This window comes from Aquimarina gracilis (assembly GCF_035285365.1).
In the GTDB taxonomy this organism is placed as follows: Bacteria; Bacteroidota; Bacteroidia; order Flavobacteriales; family Flavobacteriaceae; genus Aquimarina; species Aquimarina gracilis.
Window position 1 is genome coordinate 198,240 of sequence record NZ_JAYKLX010000006.1, and the last position, 23,292, is coordinate 221,531.

Sequence of the window (23,292 nt, forward strand, 5' to 3'; positions counted from 1 at the left end):
TTATGCAGTTGTTAATCCAAAAGGGTTTTTAAACCCTAAATTCACTTCTATTCGTCGTGCAGTTCCTGTAGGTATCACTTCAATTTTTACTTGTAATAAAGAACTGGATAATATATTTTGAGAAGGATCAACATACACATCAATTTCAGACGCTTCGCCATTAGCGACCATACGTTCCAATGCTGATCTACACAATGTTTCATACCCCTTAACAACAGATGGTGGTAGTGTCCCAAGTTCTGGATCAACCAAAACAGGTGCATTTACCTTAGGTAGTAAAGAAGCTCTTGCAATACGTGCTGCCTTATTTATAGTTCGGTTCGCCTCTATATAGGTAAAATCAGATGTGGGTTCTGTACAGGTATGACTATCATTAAAGTAAATACCCGCTATACCAATATGAGTTCGTGTAAAAATATATTTATTCTGATCTAATGTTTTTTGTGCTCCTTCAGTAGGTAATTCTTTACCTCTAATAAAACCTACAGAACGAAAACCTTCACCAGTGAGATTAAATTTTTCTATCCATGCTATATTTTCGGACACTTTAGCTCTTGAAATGGCACCTAATAAAACTCCTACAGCAGCAGTATTACTATACGTATCTTCTTTTGCTTTTTCAGTGTCCATAGCTACCATAACAGAAACATTAGAAGCTCCATAACCTCTAAGGTCTGCAGGACTTTTTGAAGCATCAAAACCCTTACCTTCAATAATAATCTCTACGGGTCTGTGATTATCAAAAGCAGCATCAGTAATGGTTTTTGCGGCGGCTACTGCATTCAAAGTTTGATCAAAAGTTATATCCTTATTATAAGTAACAGCTAATTGACGAATTTCACCATTAGCTTGCAATAACATCGTTTCAGCCTTACTAACAAGGTCAGCAAATGACGTTGCATCCTTATTCTTGTACAAGAATAAGTCTCCCGAAGGGTTCATTCTGAAAAATTGAGAAATTTGATAATAAGCTGATTCACCACCTGAATCATAATCCTGATTTATACCTAACGCCTTGGCATCATCCAAAGAAGCCAATCTATGCAACTTTTCATCCTCCAGCTCAGAAGTATCTAACCCATTAAAAAGTAGCCCAGAAACCATATCCTGATCTGGTGTTCTTCGACCAAGTCCTCCAGATAATTTGTTTATGACTACGTCATTAAATAAAACACCCATAATATTTTCTTTTTAGTTTATAATTCTCTTTTTTACAGACTATATGTGTTAAAATTAATTTTGCCGTAGAAAAAAAACTAAAAACAAAAGGTACAAATACAGTAGTTTCAGTAATTTATGCTACCTCACTCAATATTGGGCTTTGATTTAGGATATTATATATTGTGCGTTCTGAAAGGAATAAACGCTCTGAAAGCTCGGCGACAATAAGCTTCATTTGCTTATGCTGATTTTGCAACACATAATCTTGAACAAACCTTCTTCTTTTTTCTAGTAAGTCATTTTTTCTTTTCATAATATTCTAACGTGATTTTTGATTGAATTTCTAACTCTTGCTTTCTGTTAAATCAACATTCTTTTGTTTATTGATTTCTAGTTGTTCCTTAACATTTTTAAATACCAACAGGTCCTTACCATTGTAGGTAACCTGGTTATAGTCATCCAGATCGTATCCAAGCTTCCTTAGGTTCTTTCTCACCTCTTCTTCTCTCCTTCTTAAATCTCCTCTGGTAAAAAATTTATTCGTGAGCATAGTATATTTCTTTTTATACTCTTTTTCGACAAGCGTGGTTTTATAGCTAATCTCCCAGATATAAAAATTGTTCTTTTCCCAATGATCTTCCTCTACCGTGTACTGTCCCTCTCTTATCTTGAAACCAGAATTGGTAATTAACTCTATTTCGGTTACACCACTTGCTATATCCTCTTTATTTTGTCTGATTTCTGATTTATTGGGATGAAGAAGAATTGCCTGATCCACTTGTTGCGCTAATTCAAAACTTTCTATATAATCTCTCTCAAACTTATTGTTCAATACTATATAAATACTAAACTCAACATCGGCTTTATACTCTTGTTCTGAAGAAGTATTCCAAACCACCTCATTATACTTAAACATTATTACAGGGTTTCTTTCCTCATCACCACCTCGAAATATACTATCGCTATACAAACCAACTTGAATTTTATCATTTCGTTTAGGCCTGTCTGCATTAACAATACTTAAAATTTTATCCTTTTTTTGTTCATAATATTGTTGTAGTATCATGGCTTTAAGAGTTTATGTTTAATTCTTTTCATTTTATAGCTTACTTTAAATAGCTAGATATAATTTCTTTCTTTTCAGTATTTTAATTCAAAAAGTGTCAAATACTCATAAATTTTAAATACTTTTATAAGAAGATATTTACCCCATAAATATACCAACATATTACGGAAATAAAAAACATTTTACAGAATATTTCTATTAAATTATTGTCACGCTAATAAAATGGAAATTCACGAAATCATTAAGGAAATAATTGAGGAATTAAATTTGTCGAACAATTCTTTTGCTTCTAAGATCGGAGTTACAAGCACCACTATTGACAGCATTACAAGTGGAAGGCTACAACCCGATGGCAGCAGAAAAAGAACCAAGCCCGGTTATGATGTTTTAAAAAGCATCATTGAAATTTTTGAAGTTAACCCTTATTATTTATTTAACATGAGCCAACAAATGTTTAAAAACAAAGAACTTGAGAATATTGACATTTCTGCCTTGACCAGCGACTTAGACCTCATAAAAAAAAGATTAGAAAAATTAGAAAAAGGAGCTATAGAAAGTAAACCATCATTGAAGTCTACAAATTAAGTCACACAAAAAAACGGATATCTATTTGGAATAGGCATCACTAGTCTATTTGTTTTTTACTCGGTTTCTGTCTACATTGTTATTACAAAACAACTTAATATCAATAAATTATGGAAACCACAAACAAAATACCCAAATGGTTTTGGGTAGTTAGTATTATTGCGCTTATATGGAATTTAATGGGCGTTATGGCTTATCTGGGTCAAGCCTATATAACCGATGAAGCTCTTGCAGCTTTACCAGAAGCTGATCAAAACTTTTATAACAATATCCCTGCTTGGGTTACAGCTGCTTTTGCCACATCTGTATTTTTGGGTGTTTTGGGTTGTATAGGATTATTACTTAAAAGAAAATGGGCTTTTATATTATTGCTTATTTCGCTTATCGCAGTAGTTGCGCAAGCAACCTATAACTTCTTTATTCAAGATTTTATCGAGCTATCTGGTGATAGAGTAATCATGCCCATAGTAGTAATTATAATATCAATATTTTTAGTTTGGTTTTCTAAATACTCTAAATCAAACAACTGGATATCTTAAAAAATAATAGAATGGACTAATAAAACAAAAAGGACGATCATGATCGTCCTTTTCTTATTTTTATAAAAGATTAAATACCGAATCTAAGATTTATTATTTTCAATGTCCTTAATTAGGTTTTCTGCAGAGTTAATATTGTTGTTGTAACATTTTATGGCCCATTTTGAAAAATATACAAAAAATAGAATCGCCAATGGAATCGCAACTGCAAAAGGCCAAATAGATTTTGTTCCTTCAAAAAGATCTTTTCCTTTAATTATTTTTGTGGTTACGGGCATAATCGCAAACATTAAGACAAAGCCAAGATAATAACTCCATTTCATTGATTTCTGAAAACGTCTTTTTCGTTTTGCATATTCTAACAAGGTATCCTTATAGCTATTACCCGCAATATCTATGTTTTTAATTCGATGTATCATCCCCAGAGAAAGAACAGGTAATACAATCAGTACCAACAAACATAAAACTCCACAAAGCAAACTATACCAATTATCAAGTTTACCTATATTTATCAATATTAATAAAGCCACTGCATAACACATAACAGCTCCAATAGTTTCCGGATAAGCGATTTTATTTAATTTTCTGTGATATTTTTCCTGTGTCATCATAATAATCATTTTATCAGTTAACTTTTTTTGTTTCTCTATTTTATTGCTCATTTGAGCCCAAAATTCTTGCATCTCTTCTAGTTCCATAACCTTACTTTTTTACAATTTGTGTTTTCAACTTTTGCTTAATCCGCGAGATTTTTGTCCCTACATTACTTGCAGACAAGCCAGTTATTAATGATATTTCCTCGTACTTTTTACCTTCCAAGAGCAACAACATCAATCCTTTTTCTAATTCATTAAGACCATTTATGTGCGCGTATAAAACTTTCAATCGTTCTTCAAACTCAGTATCGTACTGTTCTGTTTGTTTCATGATTACTTTATCAATACCTATTTGATCGCCTTTTCGTTTTTCCTTTTTTAGTCTGGTAATAGCAGTATTTAAAGCCACTCGATACATCCAGGTACTAACCTTCGAGTTTCCTTTAAAATTATCATAGGATTTCCATAATTGATAAACTATTTCTTGGTAAAGATCCTTTTGGTCTTCTTGATTATTGGTATAAACAGTAGTTATCTTAAAAATAACTCCTTCGTGTGCTTTAATGATGTGAGTAAACTCGGTTTCTTTACTCATATTATATCCTTGTTTTCTCTGTTAGTATAGAATAAAGAAAAAAAATCACACTTTTTAATGTGAAATTTGATTTGAAAGTATTTACGGAGGTAATTATGGAGAGAAAAAAAATGCATTATTAGGTATATAAAGCAAAGAAAAAGATTACTCTTTTATCACTGTAAAAGAAGCCCTTACCCCGGTGGCTAGGTTCCACTCATTACTCGTTATAAGGTTTCCTTGATCATCATATAGTTGAAATTCAGCAGTATTGGGAGAAGCTTCTCCCTCATTAAGTGCTTGAATATCAATTGTATTAAAACCTTTAACCAAGTTGATTTTTATTGATTTAAATGATCCAGACAGGTAAGCGTTACCTCTAATGACATCATTATTTAAAAAAATGCGTACCAAATCGCCATCAATGGATCCGTGATCTCTGTAAAGCAACATAACAAACTTTGCTCCGCTTTTGAAGTTTCCTAAAAATTGATCAACTAAATATTCGTCTTTGATTTCTTTTTCTGTCTTGAACCATTTTGGAGTTCCGTCTGCCGTAGGTTTTAAAAAACCGTTATCATTTTCCATGCTAAAAGGCTTTTTATTGCGAGCATAATCTTCAAGATGCTCTGGAACTTCATATAAGCCAAAATTACTTTTAGATTCAGACGTCGACAATTCACCAGATAAGCTATAATCATTGGTATTAAGATCCGATTCACTATCAATACGCAATGAAGTAGTGCTTTCTATCTGAGCATTGACCCAAATAGGAATAATAGCTATAAAACATAAAAACAGTTTAATTCTCATATCACTCTACACTACTACAATAATTGTGCTAAAGATAAATATAAATAGGTTTTTTATGTATTAATAGTCTCTAAAATCTTTTATTCATTACATTTTTTTGCTAGATTTACGAGTACATACCTGTAAGATAAGTCTTATATTTGTGTCATAAAAAAGGAGCTATGATTAATTATATAATCGGAGGCATATTTCTGGCTGTCGTTCTTTTTTTGTTATACAAATATTTAGATACAAAAAAAGCTCTTGATTCAAGAAACAAAGAAATATCTGCTTTAGAGAAAGAGACAGAAAAACAGTTGCATTTACAGCAAGATTATATTTCTATCCTGAGCCAGGAACTTAGGACACCGCTGTACGGTATAATGGGACTCACTAACCTGATTGCAGAAGAACATCCCGAACTCAAGGAAGACAGAAAGTTAAAATCACTTAAATTTTCTGGGGATTACTTATTAACATTAATCAATAATGTACTTCATGTAAATTACTTAGATTCTGAGGAAATTAGAGCTCAAAATGTATCGTTTAATTTAAAACAAATTACAAAGAACCTAGTACAGTCATTTAGCTACGCTACCGAAAATAGTGACAATACTTTACATTACAATTTTGATCCTGAAATTAACTCGGCAGTTATTGGAGATCCCGCTATTTTATCTCAAATTCTCATGAACCTTATTAGCAACGCCTTGAGGTTTACGAAAAATGGAAATGTTTATTTTTCTGTCAATTTAATAAAGAACAAAGATGCCGTAAGTACTTTTTCTTTTAAGGTAAATCATGATGGATATGACGTATCTAAGGAAGATCAAAAATCAATTTATAGAGAATTTATTGATGTTCAGAAAGCAAAGAAATCCTATCTGGGTACGGGATTAAACTCAAAAATATTAAAAAGACTTGCCGATGCTCTTAAAGGTGAAGTGATTATTCAAAATAATTCTAGAGCAGGTTCTGAATACGCATTTGTGGTAGATTTTAAAATACAAAAAGTAATAGAACCTCAGGATTTAGATAAAACCGCCGACTCGACAGTTCGGGACAAAAAGTTAAAAGCTTTAATTGTTGATGACAATAAGCTGAATCTTTTGGTAGCCGATAAAATGTTATCAAAAGAGAATTTTGACTGCTCCACAATTGATAATGGTTTTGATGCAATTGAATTAGTCAGGGAAAATCGCTACGATGTGATTTTAATGGACATTAACATGCCTAAGCTTAATGGGATCGGTACCACAAAACGCATACGTGAATTTGACCCAAAAACCCCTATTATAGCATTGACAGCTGTTGATATTACCCAATTAAACAGACAGATAATTCATGCCGGGCTGAATGATTATATTCTAAAACCTTACAATAAAAATCATTTATTAGAGGTCATTAACAAGCACATAGAAAACCCTGTACATAGTTAAAGACTATTGTGCAGCACTAATTATTATTTGTTGCCCAACACGTAAAACCGAATTTTTCCGAATCGAGTTAATTTTGCAAATTTCTGAAATAGGCAATCCATGCGTATTTGCAATACGATATAAAGTATCACCTTGTTTAACGGTATATACTTTTTTTTGCTGTTCTTGAAGCAATGCTATATCTTCTTCAGACGTATGCACTATGATATTACTTTTTCTAGTCGAACGATGATAATGAGGTGTTGTCCATTTACGAGTAACAAATACAACATTAGACCTTATTTCTGTCTCATCAGTAAATTCAAACAAGTACTCTGGGTTTATACTTTTTCCATGATATCGAACCTCAAGATGTAAATGACTACCCCTCGCATTACCTGTAATCCCTCCTTTTGCTATCACTTGCCCTTTTTTAACTTCGTCATTTTCCTTCACCAAAAACTTAGACAAATGCGCATATACGGTTTCCAACCCATTATTATGCCGTACGATTACCGTCTTTCCATGTCCTCCATGATATCTTGCATACCGCACTTTTCCATCTAATATAGACCTTACACTATCGCCCGTTCGAAGGTCAATATCTATTCCTCGATGTGGTCTTCCCCTCCTCCATCCATATCTGGAAGTCACAACCATCTTTCGACTTATTGGAGAAGCAAATTTCTGAGTATCAAAATTTAATTGAAAAGGAAAACTGATATTTTCTCCTCTATAGGGGTTAAATGTTTTATTATTCCAATTCGAACTGAAATCAACAAAATGTTTATCTGAAATTGAACCCCCTTCCTTAGAGTTTTGATTTTTTTCTTGAAATACAGGTAAGTAAAAAGTTTTACCTTCTATATACAAGTTCTCATAATACACCACTGTACCACTATCGTTTTGTTGACCAAAAGCTCCCTGAATACAAAACAAAAACCAGGATAAAAACGAAATAATAAAAGATACGTGCCTTCTTTTTATAAAAAACATATGATAATCTTAGAAAATTAATGTAGATCTGGGCCAGTATCTATTTTCTACAATATGACCGTAAAAATAATATGTTGTTACAATAAATCAACAATTTGTTTAAAAATATTTATTCACTATGTTTTCATTTTTATAGTATTTTTTTGATACACAGCGAATTAAAAAAAACATACTTATAGTACTCGCGTAGATAATTTACGGGAAATTAATTTTAACAAACAACGTTAACATTTTTTAAGAAATTGATGTGAAAAAATTAATATCTGTGTAAGCAATAAATGAGGCATGCCAAAGTTAAAATAGCGTAATAATTAATTAAATAACCATGAAAAAAACGTTCACATTTATTGCATTGTCAGGGGCCATTTTAATGACCTCATGTGTGTCGAAGAAAAAGTATGTTGCTTTAGAACAAGAACTACAAGATACTCGCGGCACCTTGCAAAAAACAGTTGTTGAAAAGGAAGAACTCGAGGATAAATTTGCCAAAATTGAAGCGCGAGTTGCAGATTATAATGCAAAGATTAATTCTCTAAAAGAAGCTGGTGATGATAAAATGGTCATGGTAGATGATATCGCTGCCATTTCTAATAACACCAAAGCAAAAATGAGAGAAACTTTGGCAAATGTAGATCCAAGTAAACTTCAGGAAGCAAAAACATTAAAAGATTCTATGAATCTTGCGGTTTCGCACAATCTTAAAAGCTCTTTGGATGATAGTTTGAAAGAAGACGAAGACATTTCAATAAACATTGATAATACAGTTGTGATGATTTCGATTTCGGATAAAATGCTATTTAAAACAGGAAGCTATAGAGTGAGTAACAAGGCCAACGAAATTTTACAAAAATTGGCCAATGTAATCAATTCTGAAGAGAGCATAGATGTAATGGTTGAAGGTCATACTGATCCAAGAACCATTAGTACTGCTGTAGTTCAGGATAATTGGGATCTAAGTGTAAAAAGAGCAACATCTATTGTAAGAAAACTGCAAAAGGAATATGATGTGGCTCCAGAAAAATTAATTGCTTCGGGAAGAAGTAGCTACCACCCTTTGGTTGCAAATGATTCTGAAGAGAATATGGCAATTAACAGACGTACAAAGATTGTTTTGCTACCAAATATGGACAAGTTTTTTGCGATGCTAACCGCTTCTAACTAACTATATATTCTATTATTTTGAAAAGGATGTACTTTTTAAGGTACATCCTTTTTTATGTATACAGATTAAACCTTTTAATACTTATATAGTCCTAATAGAAACCAAAATATTATGAGGACTATGAAAAACATAACATTACGACGATTTTCAATTGCTACAATCTTGTTAACGGTATTACTAGTTACTAGTAGTTTCACTTCAAATATCAGGCAATGGGATCACCTGGGTACTAGAAAAGTTAACTATAGATTAGACAGAGATGTTATAAAAGTTACTGCCAAGGAAGGTGGTTTTACAAAGCTTAAAGTTAAAGTTACCGGAGGCGCTATCAATATGCATCGAATGGTAGTACAGTATGGGAATGGAAAAAAAGAAGAAATTCAGTTAAGACATAATTTCTCAAGAAAAAGTTCCACAAGAGTAATCGATCTTAAAGGAAATAAAAGAATCATAAGAGATATTACTTTCTTTTACGATACCAAAAATTTATCTAGAAAACGCGCCAAAGTTCACGTCTTTGGAAGACATTAAAATGATAAAAACTATAAAAAGGCAATTAGAATATCTGATTGCTTTTTTTATGACAACTTATAATAACCACACTTTAAATAAGCTCCTTCCAGAAATCCTATAGGGTGATCAATATCATGATAAGTCTTTTCCAAAACTTCGAAAGTTCGACCTGAATTGTTTATTTGTTCTTCAGAAATCTCAAAAAAATCATGGGCAACTACTCTAGAGGAGCATGAGGCCAAAACAAGAATTCCATTTACAGTAACTAATTGAGCACCCAGCTTTGCAAGTTTTGCATAGCTTTTTTTTGCTCTTGAAATTTCATTTTCTCTTTTGGCAAAAGAAGGAGGATCAATTACAACAATATCGAATTTCTTTTGTTGATCAATTAATTTTTGAAGGCCTTCAAAAGCATCTGCAACTATAACTTTATGCTCTCCAACATGTTTATTGAGAAGAGCATTTTGTTTTGCTATTTCTAAAGCATGTTTACTTATATCCAAACTGATTACTTCTTTTGCTCCCCCTGTTAAAGCATGCACTGAAAATCCCCCGGCATAAGAGAAAACATCCAATACGCTTTTATTATTTGCCAACGCCCCTACTCTTTTCCTATTATATCTATGATCCAAGAAATATCCTGTTTTATGGCCTTTAATTACGTTTGCCGAAAAAAGTACTCCATGTTCTCTAAAAACAACAACCTCATTATCTAACTCGCCATAAATAATATTACCATCTTTAAGACCGTAGGTATTGCCTTTTGATTGCAAAAGCCTACTTAGCCTTAAAACAATCGTACTGCAATCAGTAACGGTAATCAAATGAGGGATTATCCAATTAAGATAAGGAAACCAAATATGAGAATATAACTTTATAACGAGTACCTTATCATACACATCGGCTATAAAACCAGGAAAATGATCATTTTCACCAAATAACAATCGATAACTGTTTGTATCTGTTTCCAAGAGAGGTTTTCGAATTTGATATGCTTCATTAATCTTTTTCAAGAACCACGCTTCATCAATTTGAGCTGTTTTTTTAAACTGAATCAATTTTATACGAATCGGAGAATACGGGTCATATAACCCGCACGCCAGGAAATTATTTTTCTTTGAATCATAAATGATGGCCAAATCTCCTGCATTTCCCTTAGCATTAAGTTTTATAATACTATCTTCAAAAACCCACGGATGCTTTTTTTTAACCATTTTTTCACCTGATGGCCTCAATTTAATGGCTAGTCTCTTTATTTCTATATCCTCGACAAACTTCATAGATCGCAAGAATACTATTATTTTTATTAATCCTCAAAAATCAAAGAAATTAATTCCTGGCATATAAATAAAAAAGCACCTATCCCAAGAAGTATCAAGATAAGCGCTCTTTAATGTATCGTTAAAACTAAGTTTTGTTATCTATATGATTACAAATTTTCCTTTAGCTCTTTACTTACTAGACGTTTATGTTTCAATTTTGTTACATAATTTTAACAAAAAAAAATGTACATCTATAAATTAGTGAAAAAAGCCACCATAAAGGCAGCTTTTAAAATAATAAAACGGTTATGTATTAATAAAGTACATTTAAAGCAGTAATATCATTTTGATTAAACCTGTCTGCTGGTCCACAAGCTTGCATCAAAGAAGTAGCGTCAGAAACAGTAGGAGTACCATCAATATGAATAGCTCCTACCCCAGCATTACCTTCATTAACATTTTGTCCACAACTTTCTCTCGTCATATAATCTGTGTGACGAAAACCTATGCAATGTCCAACTTCATGAGCCATAGTACCAGTTACCTCGGCTAATGATGGATTAAGAAGTTCAAACCAACGGCTATTTATTCCAAATCCTTTTGCCGGATTTCCTTTTCTATTAGGAAAACCAGCAGCTCTACCCAATGTAATAAAACCTCCAGATTCTAATTCATAAAATTCTGTTACTTCAATATCTGCTTTCTTCTTTCCTTTTAACCCAAAAGTAGTTCTTTCAAAGGTCAACTGAAGATTTTCAGCATTATACATATCAATCATTGCATCCAAAGCATCAGAACCTAAAGTTCCTAGATCTGGATCTACACTTACTTTTATTACTCGTGGCAACCCTGTTACCAAATTAGTAGTACGATATTGTTTTTCATGAGGGCCAACGACATTTTGAGATAGTTCATTGATTTGATCAAACGTTAGAAACATATCTTCAACCGCAACACCTTTCTCCCCCATAAATTCAATAATACGGGCATTCTCTGTACTGAAATGGGCCCGCTGTAATTTTAGAAGTACATCCTTGTCCAAGGAAGAGTCAACTAAAATTTCTTCATTTTCAGATTCACAGGAAACAAACAAAAAAGCCGAGAATATCGCAGCTCCACAAATAGATAAGAATTTACTTTTTTTCATAATTTTAAACATAATAAGTTGAGATTATTTAATTTCTGTCGAAACTAATTAAATAATTCTCCTACACAATATTAAAAATGTTAAATATCGTCAAAACACATAATTACACATGTTAAATGCGGTAAAACCGTAATTAATAAGCATTTAACATTTCATTATTAATCTAATTCGTACTGTTATTTTGAACTAAAAAATATATAAAATTCAATTTACAATCAATCAAAACATATTTATAAAACTAAATATGTATATTTGTCGCATGGTTGATAAAGAAATACTACAAATAAATAAAGCTCTCTCGAATGCCACACGTTTGGATATATTAAAATGGCTTAAAGATCCCGAGGCAAATTTTCCTCCTCACAAAGAATTAGGACATTTTAGAGATGGTGTATGTGGTCAATATATTCAGGATAAATCGGGATTATCACAACCAACCATTTCTCATTATTTATCTGGTATGCATAAAGCTGGCCTATTAATAACGACAAGACATGGCAAATGGACCTATTTTAAAAGAAATGAAAAGGTAATTAAGGAGTATTTGGATACTATTCACAGAGAACTCTAAAAATTTACAATAACATATTTATAAAACTAAATATATAATTATGAAAATCTTAATAATTGGAGCAACTGGTACCATTGGATCAAAAATTTATCAAAGTTTAAAAAATGATGGATATGAAGTATACGGCGCACATAGAAATAATCAAGAGTACCCAGTAGATATTACAGACAAACAAAGTATTAATCTATTATTTCAAAAACTACCTAAACTCGATGCCGTAATTAATGCAGCCGGAACAGCCAGTTGGAAAACCCTTTCAGAACTAACAGAAGATGATTATTACCTCGGTATACAAAGTAAGCTTATGGGACAAGTGAATTTGGTGCATATTGCCAAAGAACATTTAGTTGATAATGGTTCTATTACGCTCACCACAGGTATTCTGGCAGAACATTATGAACCCAATGCAGTAGCCTTATCTCTGGTAAATGGCGGTATACATAGTTTTGTAAATTCTGCTTCAAATGAATTGGATAGAGGAATTCGACTTAATGTCGTAGCTCCAGGGGCAATCGCAGGCGATTTTCCTACTGATAAGAAATTTGCAGGCTACTACCCCATTGTTATTGAAGAAGCCATTAAACTTTATAAACAAACTTTAACAGAAAAAATCACGGGTCAAATCTTAAAAAAATATTAGTATGAAAGTTCCAATGTATCAAATCGATGCTTTTACAAAAAAGTTGTTTGGCGGAAATCCTGCAGCCATATGTCACCTACCTCATTGGCTGGATGATGAAACGTTACAAAATATAGCTATCGAAAATAATTTGGCAGAAACAGGTTATTTTGTAAAAAAAGATGACATATACGAAATACGCTGGTTTATGCCACATGCCGAAATTGATTTATGTGGTCACGCAACACTTGCTTCGGCTTATGTGATCTTTAATTATCTTGATAAAAACAGCAAAGAAGTTACTTTTTCTTCAAAAAGTGGGGTTTTAAAGGCAAAAAAGGAAGAAAATGGCTCAATAACTCTGGATTTCCCTTCTAGACCTCCAGAACAAATTGAAATTCCTAAAGAAATATTTAAAGCCCTGAATGCCCAACCTTTGGAAGCCTTTGCAGCGAGAGACTTGGTTATTACTCTTTCTTCTGAGGAAGAAGTACTAACAGAGAATCCTAAACTCGAACTACTGAAGGAACTCCCTTATTTATGTATTATAATAACTGCAAAAGGAAAAGATTCAGATTTTGTATCTCGGGTTTTTGATGCAAATGCAGATGTACTTCCTGAAGACCCGGTTACTGGTTCTGCCCATGCATCTCTGGTTCCCTTTTGGGCAGAAAAGTTAAATAAACATAATCTAAAAGCCCTTCAACTATCAAAACGAGGAGGAGAACTAGATTGCAGACTTAACGGAGACAGAGTGTACCTAAGTGGTTACTCGGTTCCGTATCTAATTGGAGAAATTGAAATATAAACTAAAAAAATCACACATATGAAAACTATTGGACTAATTGGGGGAATGAGCTGGGAATCTACAGCTGTGTATTATGAGCTATTAAATAAAAGAGTAAATAAGTTATTAGGAGGCTTTCACTCAGCAAAATGTATCATAAATTCTGTAGAGTTCAGTGAAATTGAAAAACTTCAACATAATGATGATTGGGACAGTTTAACCAATGCAATGGTAAAAGCAGCCACACAATTAGAAAATGCAGGAGTAGACTTGATAATTCTTTGTACAAACACCATGCACCTTTGTAGTGAAGAAATAATAAAGAACACTACTGTTCCCTTTTTGCATATTGCAAAAGCAACAAGCGACGCTATAGTGAGCGAAAACTTGAAAAAGGTAGCGCTTCTGGGAACAAAATTTACAATGGAAAAGGATTTCTATAAAAACACTTTGAATGATAGCGGAATTGAAGTTATGATTCCCGATTCCAAGGATAGAGAAATCATACATCATATCATTTATAAAGAATTAGTTTTGGGAATACTACGTACAGAGTCAAAAGAAGAGTTAATTCGAATAATCAACGATTTAATTCATGACGGAGCTCAAGGAATAATCCTGGGATGTACAGAACTTCCCTTACTTATTAAACCAGAAGATGTAAATATCCCTACATTCAATACTACAAAAATTCATGCAGAAAATGCCGTAGATGTAGCTTTAGAAAACCAACAAATTAAATTGTAATAAAATAGATGACAAAATATAAAAACAGACAGTGGATCTATTCGAAAAGACCAGAAAAACTAGTAGATGAATCTCATTACAAGATTCAAACATCTACTACTGATTGCTCAAGTTTACGGCCAGGGCAAGCTTTGTTAAAATCTGAATATTTTAGTGTAGATCCATATATGCGCATTCAACAATCTGAAAAAGAAACCTGGGAAGAACCCCACCCGCTAAACACAGTTCAAGGAGGTGCTGTGGTTGGTAAAATTATTGGAATTAAAGATCCCCATTCATCTTTGCAGATTGGCGATTGGGTAGTATCATACACGGGGTGGCAAGAGTATGCGATTACAGAAACTCAAAGTCTTAGAAAATTAAACCCAAAAGAAGTCCCGGTCACCACAGCTTTGGGCATTTTAGGAATGCCTGCCCGTATTGCGTATTTTGGATTGATTGAAGCAGGAAAACCTAAAAAAGGGGAAACAGTTGTAGTATCGGGTGCCTCTGGCGCTGTCGGGCAAGTGGTCGTACAGATCGCAAAAATAAAGGGATGCACAGTAGTTGGTATAGCAGGGTCTGACGAAAAAACAACGTATTTAAAAGAAACTCTTGGTGTTGATGAAGTAATCAATTATAAACAGTACCCTTCTACCCCAGAAATAAAAAAGGAACTATCAAAACTATGTCCTAATGGAATTGATATTTACTATGATAATGTTGGAGGCTATATAACAGATGCAATATTCGAGCTCATAAATCGAAAAGCCAGAATCATTATTTGCGGTCAAATATCCCAATATTCAGGAGGTTTGGATAATCCTGAATTAGGACCTAGATTTTTACATAAAATATTATATCAAAGAGCAATTATACAAGGAGTTCTGGCACGGGATTATAATGATAGAATGAATGAGATGCTTCAAGAAATGACTCCTTGGGTGCAAAACAACTCTTTGAAGTATAAAGAAACTATAGTAGAAGGTTTTGAGAATCTCCCCAATGCATTGAACATGTTATTTTATGGAAAAAATATGGGTAAACTTATTGTAAAGGCTTAGTTAATCATCCATGAATAATTGATTGATTTTGGACCTAAGTTTTCGCTTGTAGTCCTCCTCTAGCCAATCTCGATAATTCTTTGTGCTCTTACTGATGCAGTATGAATACCTTTTAACTCTAAATTCAATATCCTTATCCAGCAACCTACTAAGAATACGAGCATCAAAAACGTCCTCACTATTTTCGACACACATTTTGGCATGTTGCTCTATTGAGTTTTCCAAAACAGTAAGGCTTCTCAGGCTATACCTTTTAGTCTTTGCATATTCTTCCTCTATATCAAATTCAATATCGGTAGATTTGGCAAATTCCTTTCTGATCTCCTCTGGCATTACATACTTAAAATTTCTTTCAATTTCCTCATCACCAACCAGATTATCATAATAGAAATCTGGCGACCTAAATATTGATTGCCAATCCACTTCAGAGTTCCACAAACCAAATCTTGCTGTATTATTACCCATATCTACAATCGTAAATTGCGATTTTGTGGGTAAAATTCGGGAGCCCCTTCCGATCATCTGGAAATACAATGTTAATGATTTTGTTGCTCTGTTAAGTATAATACTTTCAACGGTAGGTTCATCAAATCCAGTTGTCAAAATGCTCACAGAGGTAAGGATAGCATCATCTGTGGTTTTAAACCAGGCAAGAATATCCTCTCTTTCTTGTTTGCTATTGGTGTTATCAAGATGCTTTATAGGATACCCTGCTTTTTTGAAGGTATCACATACATAAATTGATGTATTGATCCCATTATTAAAAATCAAGGTTTTTTTACCCTTGGATCTTTCTTCATAAGCCTTTAAAAGCTTATCCTGCATCACCATATTTGTATACAGTTCTTCTGATGACTTTACAGTATAATCACCATTCATTCCAATTTTCAGGGAACCTAAACCAACATCATAAGTATATATCACGGGTTTGGCCAAGAAACCATTTCCTATTAACGAGTTAATGGTGTCGCCAACTATTAACTCATTATAATTATCCTTCATCGGAAGCTTCATATTCGAACTTAAAGGAGTAGCCGTAACTCCAAGAATGAAGCATTTTTCGAAAAACTTAAAGAGCTTCCTAAAAGAATTATAATGTGCTTCATCGATAATCACCATTCCGATATCATGAAGTTCTAATTGATCATCATTAAGTCTATTATTGAGTGTCTCGACCATGGCCACAAAACACATATACTCCCCTTGATCATATAGCTCTTTAACAGAACTATTAATGATTTTATTTTTCACATGAAACTCGGAAAGCATATTCGAAGTCTGACCACAAAGCTCTATTCTATGCGTAAGAACCACTACCTTTTTCTTGGTGGTTTCAATATAGCGTCTTACTATTTCAGAAAAAATTACAGTCTTACCGCCTCCTGTTGGAAGCTGATATAAAAGATTATAACTTTCCGGAAACTCTTCAACACGACCAAAAATCTTGTCGATGTCTCGTTTCTGATAATCATAAAGAACCTTTTGTTCTTTTTTTTCTATTTGAATGTGTGACAATGGTGAGCCCTCCTTAAAAATAAGCTACAAAATTAAGCACTTTAAGAGGTTCTATGAAACAATTCGACAAATATATTTCTTCACCACCCCTATATTAAATGTTAATTATTTATAATTCTATGATGAAAACCCTCGTATTCCTTTAATTTTGAGAACCAAAATCTAATTATTGTTAATGAATAAAACTGATAAAGATTTAATTCCAGTTCAGGCTCTCCTGGTTCCAAAACCAATACTCTACACCGGAAAAATACTAAACTGGATATCTCCTTTTCTGGCTTCCCGATTTGCTGCTAGAATGTTTCTAACTCCATTTAGTTATGAAATGCCAAACCGAGAAAAACCAATGTATGAAAAGAGTAAAAAAGAACTGATTCGTATAAAAAAGATTAATCGTGAGGTGATGGTGTATCACTACGGGCAATCAGAAAAGAAAATATTACTTGTACATGGATGGTCTGGAAGTGGTACACAGCTTTCAAAAATTGCAGATAAATTATTAGAAAATGGATATAGTACAATTAGTTTTGATGCTCCAGCTCATGGTAAGTCTCCGGGCAAAAGGACCATACTACCCCATTTTCTGGAAACCATTTATTACCTGGAAAAGCATTATGGACCATTTGAGGCCGCTATTGGACATTCATTAGGCGGAATGTCTTTATTAAGAACCACTAAATTTGGTTTAAATATTAAGAAACTTGTTATTATAGGAACTGCAAATAGCATTACTGCAGTTACCCAAAACTTTGCAAAAAACCTTCAACTAAGTCAAAAAGTTGCTCAGCTTCTTAAATCATATTTTGATAATAGATATGGTGAAGATCTCAATAATTATTCGGGAGCCGTTTCTGCAGCAGGAATCAAAATACCTACCCTGGTAATTCATGACAAAAACGATGTAGATGTTCATTATAGTGCAGCTCACGAGATAATTGATGCTCTAGAAAATGGTACACTTATACTAACCGAAAAACTAGGGCATCGAAAAATCCTTGGCGATACCAACGTAATATCTGATGTTGCAAAATTTATTTTGGAATAGTTATTGATATGTTATTCTTAACATATTTCTACGACTATTACCTAAAACTTTAAGTAACTTTAAATAAAAAAATATGAAACGCATACTTTTAGTATTCATAGGAGTTTTGGCTATCAGTTGTACAGGAAATGCTCAAAAAGAAACAAAAAAAGAGAAAAAAACATATCAGGTATCAAAAACAAATGCCGAATGGAAAAAAATTCTGACTTCAGAACAATATTACATTTTAAGGCAAGCAGGTACCGAAAGACCATTCTCTAGCCCATTAAATAAGGTATATGCATTAGGAACATTTCATTGTGCCGCTTGTAATACTGCATTATATGAGAGCAAACACAAATTTGATAGTGGCACAGGATGGCCCAGTTTTGACAGAGCAATAGATGGTAGTATAGAAAAGGATGTGGATTATAAATTAGGTTATGCCCGTTCAGAATTACTATGTAACACATGTGGAGGGCATTTGGGCCATGTTTTTAATGACGGTCCAAGAGAAACTACAGGAATGAGACATTGTATAAATGGAGATGCGCTTGTTTTTGTGCCAAAAGAAAAGAAAGATGAATAAATATCCTATAGAGAAATCGGAAGCTGAATGGAAGGAGCAGCTATCGGAAGAACAATACAGAATTCTAAGACAAAAAGGAACGGAAAGACCGTTTACAGGACAGTATAATCTTCATTTTGAAGATGGTTCTTACAAATGTATGGCATGTAATGTTTCTTTGTTTGAAAGTGACTCCAAATTCGAATCTGGTTGCGGGTGGCCAAGTTTTGACAAGTCTATTGAAGGTAGTATAGAGTACATAAGAGACACTTCGCATGGCATGATTCGTACTGAAATAGTATGTGCCAATTGTGGAAGCCATTTGGGGCATGTTTTTAATGATGGACCAACAGATACCGGCCAACGTTATTGTGTAAATTCTGTAAGTATAAACTTTAACAAAAAATAAATCACAAATAAATTATAACACTCATGAAAAAGATTTTCTTATTACTATGTTTTACAACCATATTATTTGCTTCATGTTCAAACGATGATGATACTGATTTTGATACAATAGGGAGTACTTTTGAAATAACAACAACGTTTAATGCAGCAAACAATTTTGCTATTGAAGCGATAGTTCCCAATAATATTGATGTATTCGACTCTGATGTTGCATTGGTTTATGTTTTGGATCCTATACGATCTGCGGCAGAACAAGCCGACGTATGGGAACCACTGCCAAGAACACTTTTCTTTGATGGAGGAGGATTTGCGCAGTATCAGTTCAATTTCATTTTTGATGCCCAGCTTAATATCGCTAGCATAGAAATCTTTCTTGAAAGTGATGACTTAAATGCTCTGGATTCTGATATTACAGACAATCAAGATTTTAGAATAGTTATTGTACCTTCGTCTTTTGCAGAGAATACTAATGTTGACTTAAAAGATTTCAAAGCTGTACAATCTGCATTAAAATTAGAATTTTAAGACATTCGTAATTGTAGTTTCACAACCTTATTCGAAATCTTACTACAAAAAACATAAAAAATTAACACTATCTTTATGATGGTGTTTTTTTATTCCTGATAACTCGAGAAATCTTCTTGTTAGTGAATACCCAATTCCTTTTTTGGTTAGCCGAATTATGCTTAAATTCGTGACTTCAAAAAATTGGAATTTATGAGCACATATGATATCATCGTTTTAGGAAGTGGCCCAGGTGGGTATGTAACCGCAATTAGAGCTTCTCAATTAGGTTTTAAAACTGCAATTATAGAAAAAGAAAGCCTAGGAGGCGTTTGTTTAAATTGGGGGTGTATTCCTACCAAAGCACTTTTAAAAAGTGCACAGGTATTCGATTATTTAAAGCATGCTTCAGATTATGGTCTTACTGTAGAAAAGTTTGATAAAGACTTTGATGCCGTAGTAAAACGAAGTCGTGGCGTTGCAGAAGGAATGAGCAAAGGGGTTCAATTTCTAATGAAAAAGAATAAAATTGATGTTATAGAAGGTTTTGGTAAACTAAAAGCTAGTAATAAAGTTACAGTTACAAATACCGATGGAAAATCTTCTGATTATGAAGCAAAGCATATTATCATTGCTACTGGTGCAAGATCAAGAGAGCTGCCCAATTTACCACAAGATGGTAAAAAAGTAATCGGGTATCGAGAAGCAATGACGCTAAAATCACAACCAAAGAAAATGATTGTTGTAGGCTCTGGAGCAATTGGAGTAGAATTTGCACACTTCTATAATGCAATGGGTACCGAGGTAACTATTGTAGAGTTCTTGCCTAATCTTGTTCCGTTGGAAGATGAAGAAGTTTCAAAACAATTTGAGCGTAATTTCAAAAAAGCCGGAATCAAGGTAATGACAAATTCTTCCGTAGAAAGTGTCGATACAAGTGGTGATGGAGTAAAAGCTATAGTAAAAACCAAAAAAGGTGAAGAAACTCTTGAAGCCGACATCGTACTTTCTGCCGTAGGTATCAAAACAAATATCGAGAATATTGGATTAGAAGAATTAGGAATTGCTACAGACAGGGATAAGATTGTAGTAAATGACTGGTATCAAACCAATATCCCAGGAATATATGCCATTGGTGATGTAGTGCCTGGTCCTGCTCTTGCTCATGTTGCTTCTGCGGAAGGTATTACTTGTGTAGAAAAAATTGCTGGAATGCATGTAGAACCTATTGATTATGGTAATATCCCCGGATGTACTTATGCTTCTCCAGAGATCGCGAGCGTTGGGATGACAGAAAAACAAGCCAAAGAAGCTGGTTATGAACTTAAAATTGGTAAGTTTCCATTTTCAGCGTCAGGTAAGGCAAGTGCAGCAGGAACAAAAGACGGTTTTGTAAAAGTAATATTTGATGCAAAGTATGGTGAATGGTTAGGTTGCCATATGATTGGCGCCGGGGTAACCGATATGATAGCTGAAGCTGTATTGGGTAGAAAGTTAGAAACTACAGGACATGAAGTACTAAAAGCGGTGCACCCACATCCTACTATGAGTGAAGCGGTAATGGAAGCTGTTGCAGATGCGTATGATGAAGTGATTCATTTATAAAAAACAAACGTTTTGGTTAAGTAAGATATAAATAAACCCCAGAGGTTTTGAAAACCTTTGGGGTTTTTATTTCAAAATTAATTCATATTTCATTTTGGTATTAAATCACAATACCAAAAAGAAGTATCCCAGTTTTTATCGTTATCATCATCTACAAAACAATCATCATCATCTGAAGGTTCATAACTGCGAAGTACCTTCTCTCCTATTTCAAAATCAACAGGTTTATTAAAAATGGGTCCATCAAAAACAAATGTATGAAACTCTCCATTTTCGCCACAAGGATCTACTTTTGATGGTAAATCATTCATAAAACTTTTATCCAATACTCTTCCACAAAAGGATTCATCTAGATATTTTGCATTTACGCAAACAGTAATGGCTTTAAACCCCAAATCAATAAACTCTAAGAGAAGATCACGTGTGTTTTTTTTCCAAAGAGGAAAAATGGCTTTTATACCTTCTATTTTTAACTGCTTTTCTCGGTAATCACGTAAATCTTCCAAAAAGATATCGCCAAAAATACAATGCGAGTACCCTTCAATTCGTAATCGCTCTACAGATTTCTTCATCACCTCATTATACAGATCCATTGAAACCATTGCAGGTAGTTTAATTTTTTCTAATGCAATACCTATACTCGAGGCTTGCTCGTCCAAAAGTGCTTCTCGTAAACCATGCATGGATACTCGTTCATAATCCTGATTTACAGTAGTAATCAATTTCGAAATGTGATATTCTCCTTGCTGAAGTATCTTATAAAGTGCCAAACTAGAATCTTTGCCACTGCTCCAATTAAAATAAGTTTTATACATTACTTATTCAAAAAACTTTGAATAGCCAATTCATAACTCTGTAATCCAAACCCAAGAATAACCCCCTTTGCATTTGGCGAAATATAAGATTGATGTCTAAACTCTTCTCGCCCAAAGGTATTAGAAATATGTACTTCTATAACTGGAGTGCCAATTGCTTTTATAGCATCTCCAATCCCTAACGATGTATGCGTATACGCTCCTGCATTAAGAATCACACCATCATAGTGATCATCGGCTTTTTGAACCTCTGTGATAATTTCTCCTTCGATATTTGATTGAAAGTACGTAAGTTTTGCTCCAGAAAATTGTTCTTGTAACCTAGCAAAATACTCCTCAAAAGTTTGATTCCCATAAATACCAGGTTCTCTTTTACCTAGTAAATTAAGATTTGGACCATTTATTATTAATAATTTCATTTATACATTCTATTTGTTTTGCAGTAAGTGAGAACTCTAAATTACAAATCAATTTACTGTTTTACAGCTGGTTGCTGTCTTCTGTTATTTTTGGTCTTAAACAAATATCCAACGGATAATTGAAGAAGAGAGTTGTTTACAGAAACATCTACAACATTTGTATCTATAACTTCATTTAACCCTAGAGTATAATGTAGCTGAAAAAACAGTCCGCTTTCGGCCTTATACCCTGCACCAAAGTTCCATCCAAAATCAAAATCATTAAACGTATCAAAAAACTCATCAGTTTCTTCGCCTTCTGATTGTGAGCTACTTGCCAAAGTAGCCAATCTAGGCCCAGTTTCAAAACTAAAATGTGGAGTAAAATAATACTTTGCAATAACAGGTAAAGTAAGATAATTCAAGCTTATCTTATTTTCCACCCCTCCCTCTTCTATCGTATAACCTTGAGCAGAATATAATACCTCAGTTTGTACAAAAAAGCGTTGGGACACAGGAAACTCTATAACCGCTCCTAAGTGCATACGCACCCTTGCATCTGTATCATCCAAATCACCGGTAACATTTGCATAGTTCAATCCTACTTTGAAACCTGCCCTTGTATACAAAGGATCTTCATCTTGTCCAAATGAACCAAAAACAACCATTAAAAAGCCTATAACTAAAAAAAAGTTTCTTTTCATAATACATATAAAACTACTCAAAAGTAATTTTATTTTTTCAACTTCAGGTATTCAACCATCAATTATTTAATAATAAAATGTATTTAGCAACTCCTTGTCTTTCAGAAGAAAAAAACCGATATCAAACTGTATTCATCGATGAAATGCAAAAAATTCAGATTTATTTAACATTT

Annotated in this window: 28 protein-coding genes; 15 read left to right on the forward strand and 13 right to left on the reverse strand. The window is 33.4% G+C overall.

From position 1 onward, the window contains the following. From U6A24_RS13700 to U6A24_RS13710, 3 genes are all read right to left on the reverse strand, one after another. Complete coding sequence (locus U6A24_RS13700; protein ID WP_324180555.1) at positions 1–1,179, reverse strand: DUF2586 domain-containing protein; 1,179 nt, start codon at positions 1,177–1,179, stop codon at positions 1–3. A gap of 115 nt (positions 1,180–1,294) precedes the next feature. Further along, complete coding sequence (locus tag U6A24_RS13705) at positions 1,295–1,474, reverse strand: hypothetical protein (protein WP_324180556.1); 180 nt, start codon at positions 1,472–1,474, stop codon at positions 1,295–1,297. Positions 1,475–1,504: 30 nt separating this feature from the next. Next, entirely contained in the window at positions 1,505–2,227 is a 723-nt protein-coding gene (locus tag U6A24_RS13710) for a hypothetical protein (protein WP_324180557.1), read from the reverse strand. Positions 2,228–2,449: 222 nt separating this feature from the next. Here U6A24_RS13710 and U6A24_RS13715 point away from each other — a divergent pair, with 222 nt between their 5' ends. Next, complete coding sequence (locus U6A24_RS13715; RefSeq protein WP_324180558.1) at positions 2,450–2,812, forward strand: helix-turn-helix domain-containing protein; 363 nt, start codon at positions 2,450–2,452, stop codon at positions 2,810–2,812. A gap of 110 nt (positions 2,813–2,922) precedes the next feature. Continuing rightward, a complete protein-coding gene (locus U6A24_RS13720; protein WP_324180559.1) occupies positions 2,923–3,351 on the forward strand; it encodes a hypothetical protein in 429 nt (142 codons plus the stop codon). An 83-nt stretch (positions 3,352–3,434) separates the two neighbouring features. Here the strand turns inward: U6A24_RS13720 and U6A24_RS13725 are convergent, their stop codons facing one another. The 3 genes from U6A24_RS13725 to U6A24_RS13735 form a co-directional block, all read right to left on the reverse strand. Continuing rightward, positions 3,435–4,049 (reverse strand): hypothetical protein, encoded by a 615-nt coding sequence (locus tag U6A24_RS13725; protein ID WP_324180560.1) that lies wholly within the window; start codon positions 4,047–4,049, stop codon positions 3,435–3,437. Between the two features lie 4 nt (positions 4,050–4,053). Beyond that, positions 4,054–4,542, reverse strand: a complete 489-nt coding sequence (locus tag U6A24_RS13730) for an RNA polymerase sigma factor (protein WP_324180561.1) — start codon at positions 4,540–4,542, stop codon at positions 4,054–4,056. 144 nt (positions 4,543–4,686) lie between these two features. After that, the gene (locus tag U6A24_RS13735) at positions 4,687–5,334 is read right to left on the reverse strand and encodes a hypothetical protein (RefSeq protein ID WP_324180562.1); all 648 of its coding nucleotides are present in this window, start codon (positions 5,332–5,334) and stop codon (positions 4,687–4,689) included. 161 nt (positions 5,335–5,495) lie between these two features. On the opposite strand from U6A24_RS13735, the gene U6A24_RS13740 reads away from it, so the two are divergent. Then, positions 5,496–6,752, forward strand: a complete 1,257-nt coding sequence (locus U6A24_RS13740) for a response regulator (protein ID WP_324180563.1) — start codon at positions 5,496–5,498, stop codon at positions 6,750–6,752. 3 nt (positions 6,753–6,755) lie between these two features. Here the strand turns inward: U6A24_RS13740 and U6A24_RS13745 are convergent, their stop codons facing one another. Beyond that, entirely contained in the window at positions 6,756–7,727 is a 972-nt protein-coding gene (locus tag U6A24_RS13745) for a M23 family metallopeptidase (protein ID WP_324180564.1), read from the reverse strand. 325 nt (positions 7,728–8,052) lie between these two features. On the opposite strand from U6A24_RS13745, the gene U6A24_RS13750 reads away from it, so the two are divergent. Both U6A24_RS13750 and U6A24_RS13755 read left to right on the forward strand, forming a co-directional pair. Beyond that, the gene (locus U6A24_RS13750) at positions 8,053–8,889 is read left to right on the forward strand and encodes an OmpA/MotB family protein (protein ID WP_324180565.1); all 837 of its coding nucleotides are present in this window, start codon (positions 8,053–8,055) and stop codon (positions 8,887–8,889) included. A 120-nt stretch (positions 8,890–9,009) separates the two neighbouring features. Beyond that, positions 9,010–9,420, forward strand: coding sequence for a DUF2541 family protein (locus tag U6A24_RS13755; RefSeq protein WP_324180566.1), 411 nt, complete (start codon positions 9,010–9,012; stop codon positions 9,418–9,420). A gap of 47 nt (positions 9,421–9,467) precedes the next feature. On the opposite strand, the gene U6A24_RS13760 is transcribed toward U6A24_RS13755, so the two are convergent. Continuing rightward, positions 9,468–10,682, reverse strand: coding sequence for a class I SAM-dependent rRNA methyltransferase (locus U6A24_RS13760; RefSeq protein ID WP_324180567.1), 1,215 nt, complete (start codon positions 10,680–10,682; stop codon positions 9,468–9,470). Between the two features lie 295 nt (positions 10,683–10,977). Next, complete coding sequence (locus U6A24_RS13765) at positions 10,978–11,811, reverse strand: M57 family metalloprotease (RefSeq protein ID WP_324180568.1); 834 nt, start codon at positions 11,809–11,811, stop codon at positions 10,978–10,980. 259 nt (positions 11,812–12,070) lie between these two features. Here U6A24_RS13765 and U6A24_RS13770 point away from each other — a divergent pair, with 259 nt between their 5' ends. From U6A24_RS13770 to U6A24_RS13790, 5 genes are read left to right on the forward strand one after another with little or no spacing between them, the layout of a single operon-like run. Continuing rightward, on the forward strand, positions 12,071–12,382 hold the full coding sequence (locus U6A24_RS13770; RefSeq protein ID WP_324180569.1) for an ArsR/SmtB family transcription factor: 312 nt from the start codon (positions 12,071–12,073) through the stop codon (positions 12,380–12,382). Positions 12,383–12,422: 40 nt separating this feature from the next. Beyond that, positions 12,423–13,022, forward strand: a complete 600-nt coding sequence (locus U6A24_RS13775) for a short chain dehydrogenase (protein ID WP_324180570.1) — start codon at positions 12,423–12,425, stop codon at positions 13,020–13,022. 1 nt (position 13,023) lies between these two features. Then, the gene (locus U6A24_RS13780) at positions 13,024–13,809 is read left to right on the forward strand and encodes a PhzF family phenazine biosynthesis protein (RefSeq protein WP_324180571.1); all 786 of its coding nucleotides are present in this window, start codon (positions 13,024–13,026) and stop codon (positions 13,807–13,809) included. An 18-nt stretch (positions 13,810–13,827) separates the two neighbouring features. Beyond that, entirely contained in the window at positions 13,828–14,535 is a 708-nt protein-coding gene (locus U6A24_RS13785; protein WP_324180572.1) for an aspartate/glutamate racemase family protein, read from the forward strand. An 8-nt stretch (positions 14,536–14,543) separates the two neighbouring features. Then, positions 14,544–15,578, forward strand: a complete 1,035-nt coding sequence (locus U6A24_RS13790; protein WP_324180573.1) for an NADP-dependent oxidoreductase — start codon at positions 14,544–14,546, stop codon at positions 15,576–15,578. Here the strand turns inward: U6A24_RS13790 and U6A24_RS13795 are convergent, their stop codons facing one another. Further along, complete coding sequence (locus U6A24_RS13795) at positions 15,579–17,093, reverse strand: DEAD/DEAH box helicase (protein WP_324180574.1); 1,515 nt, start codon at positions 17,091–17,093, stop codon at positions 15,579–15,581. 175 nt (positions 17,094–17,268) lie between these two features. Here U6A24_RS13795 and U6A24_RS13800 point away from each other — a divergent pair, with 175 nt between their 5' ends. The 5 genes from U6A24_RS13800 (at position 17,269) to lpdA (ending at position 21,202) form a co-directional block, all read left to right on the forward strand. Continuing rightward, a complete protein-coding gene (locus U6A24_RS13800) occupies positions 17,269–18,138 on the forward strand; it encodes an alpha/beta hydrolase (protein WP_324180575.1) in 870 nt (289 codons plus the stop codon). A gap of 73 nt (positions 18,139–18,211) precedes the next feature. Further along, positions 18,212–18,706 (forward strand): peptide-methionine (R)-S-oxide reductase MsrB, encoded by a 495-nt coding sequence (msrB, locus tag U6A24_RS13805; protein ID WP_324180576.1) that lies wholly within the window; start codon positions 18,212–18,214, stop codon positions 18,704–18,706. Continuing rightward, on the forward strand, positions 18,699–19,094 hold the full coding sequence (msrB, locus tag U6A24_RS13810) for a peptide-methionine (R)-S-oxide reductase MsrB (protein ID WP_324180577.1): 396 nt from the start codon (positions 18,699–18,701) through the stop codon (positions 19,092–19,094). Before msrB (U6A24_RS13805) ends, msrB (U6A24_RS13810) begins: the two co-directional genes overlap by 8 nt. A 23-nt stretch (positions 19,095–19,117) precedes the next feature. Then, positions 19,118–19,618 carry a hypothetical protein gene (locus U6A24_RS13815; protein WP_324180578.1) on the forward strand — a complete coding sequence of 167 codons (501 nt, stop codon included), beginning with the start codon at positions 19,118–19,120 and terminating at the stop codon, positions 19,616–19,618. A gap of 192 nt (positions 19,619–19,810) precedes the next feature. Then, positions 19,811–21,202: a dihydrolipoyl dehydrogenase gene (gene lpdA, locus U6A24_RS13820; protein ID WP_324180579.1), complete on the forward strand. Its 1,392-nt coding sequence runs from the start codon at positions 19,811–19,813 to the stop codon at positions 21,200–21,202. A gap of 89 nt (positions 21,203–21,291) precedes the next feature. Here lpdA and U6A24_RS13825 read toward each other — a convergent pair whose 3' ends face one another. The 3 genes from U6A24_RS13825 to U6A24_RS13835 are packed head-to-tail and all read right to left on the reverse strand — an operon-like array spanning position 21,292 to position 23,119. Continuing rightward, a complete protein-coding gene (locus U6A24_RS13825) occupies positions 21,292–22,017 on the reverse strand; it encodes a Dph6-related ATP pyrophosphatase (protein WP_324180580.1) in 726 nt (241 codons plus the stop codon). Next, positions 22,017–22,436 (reverse strand): type II 3-dehydroquinate dehydratase, encoded by a 420-nt coding sequence (aroQ, locus tag U6A24_RS13830; protein WP_324180581.1) that lies wholly within the window; start codon positions 22,434–22,436, stop codon positions 22,017–22,019. The genes U6A24_RS13825 and aroQ overlap by 1 nt, the downstream gene beginning before the upstream one ends. A gap of 53 nt (positions 22,437–22,489) precedes the next feature. Continuing rightward, on the reverse strand, positions 22,490–23,119 hold the full coding sequence (locus U6A24_RS13835) for a porin family protein (RefSeq protein WP_324180582.1): 630 nt from the start codon (positions 23,117–23,119) through the stop codon (positions 22,490–22,492). Positions 23,120–23,292 lie beyond the last annotated feature (173 nt).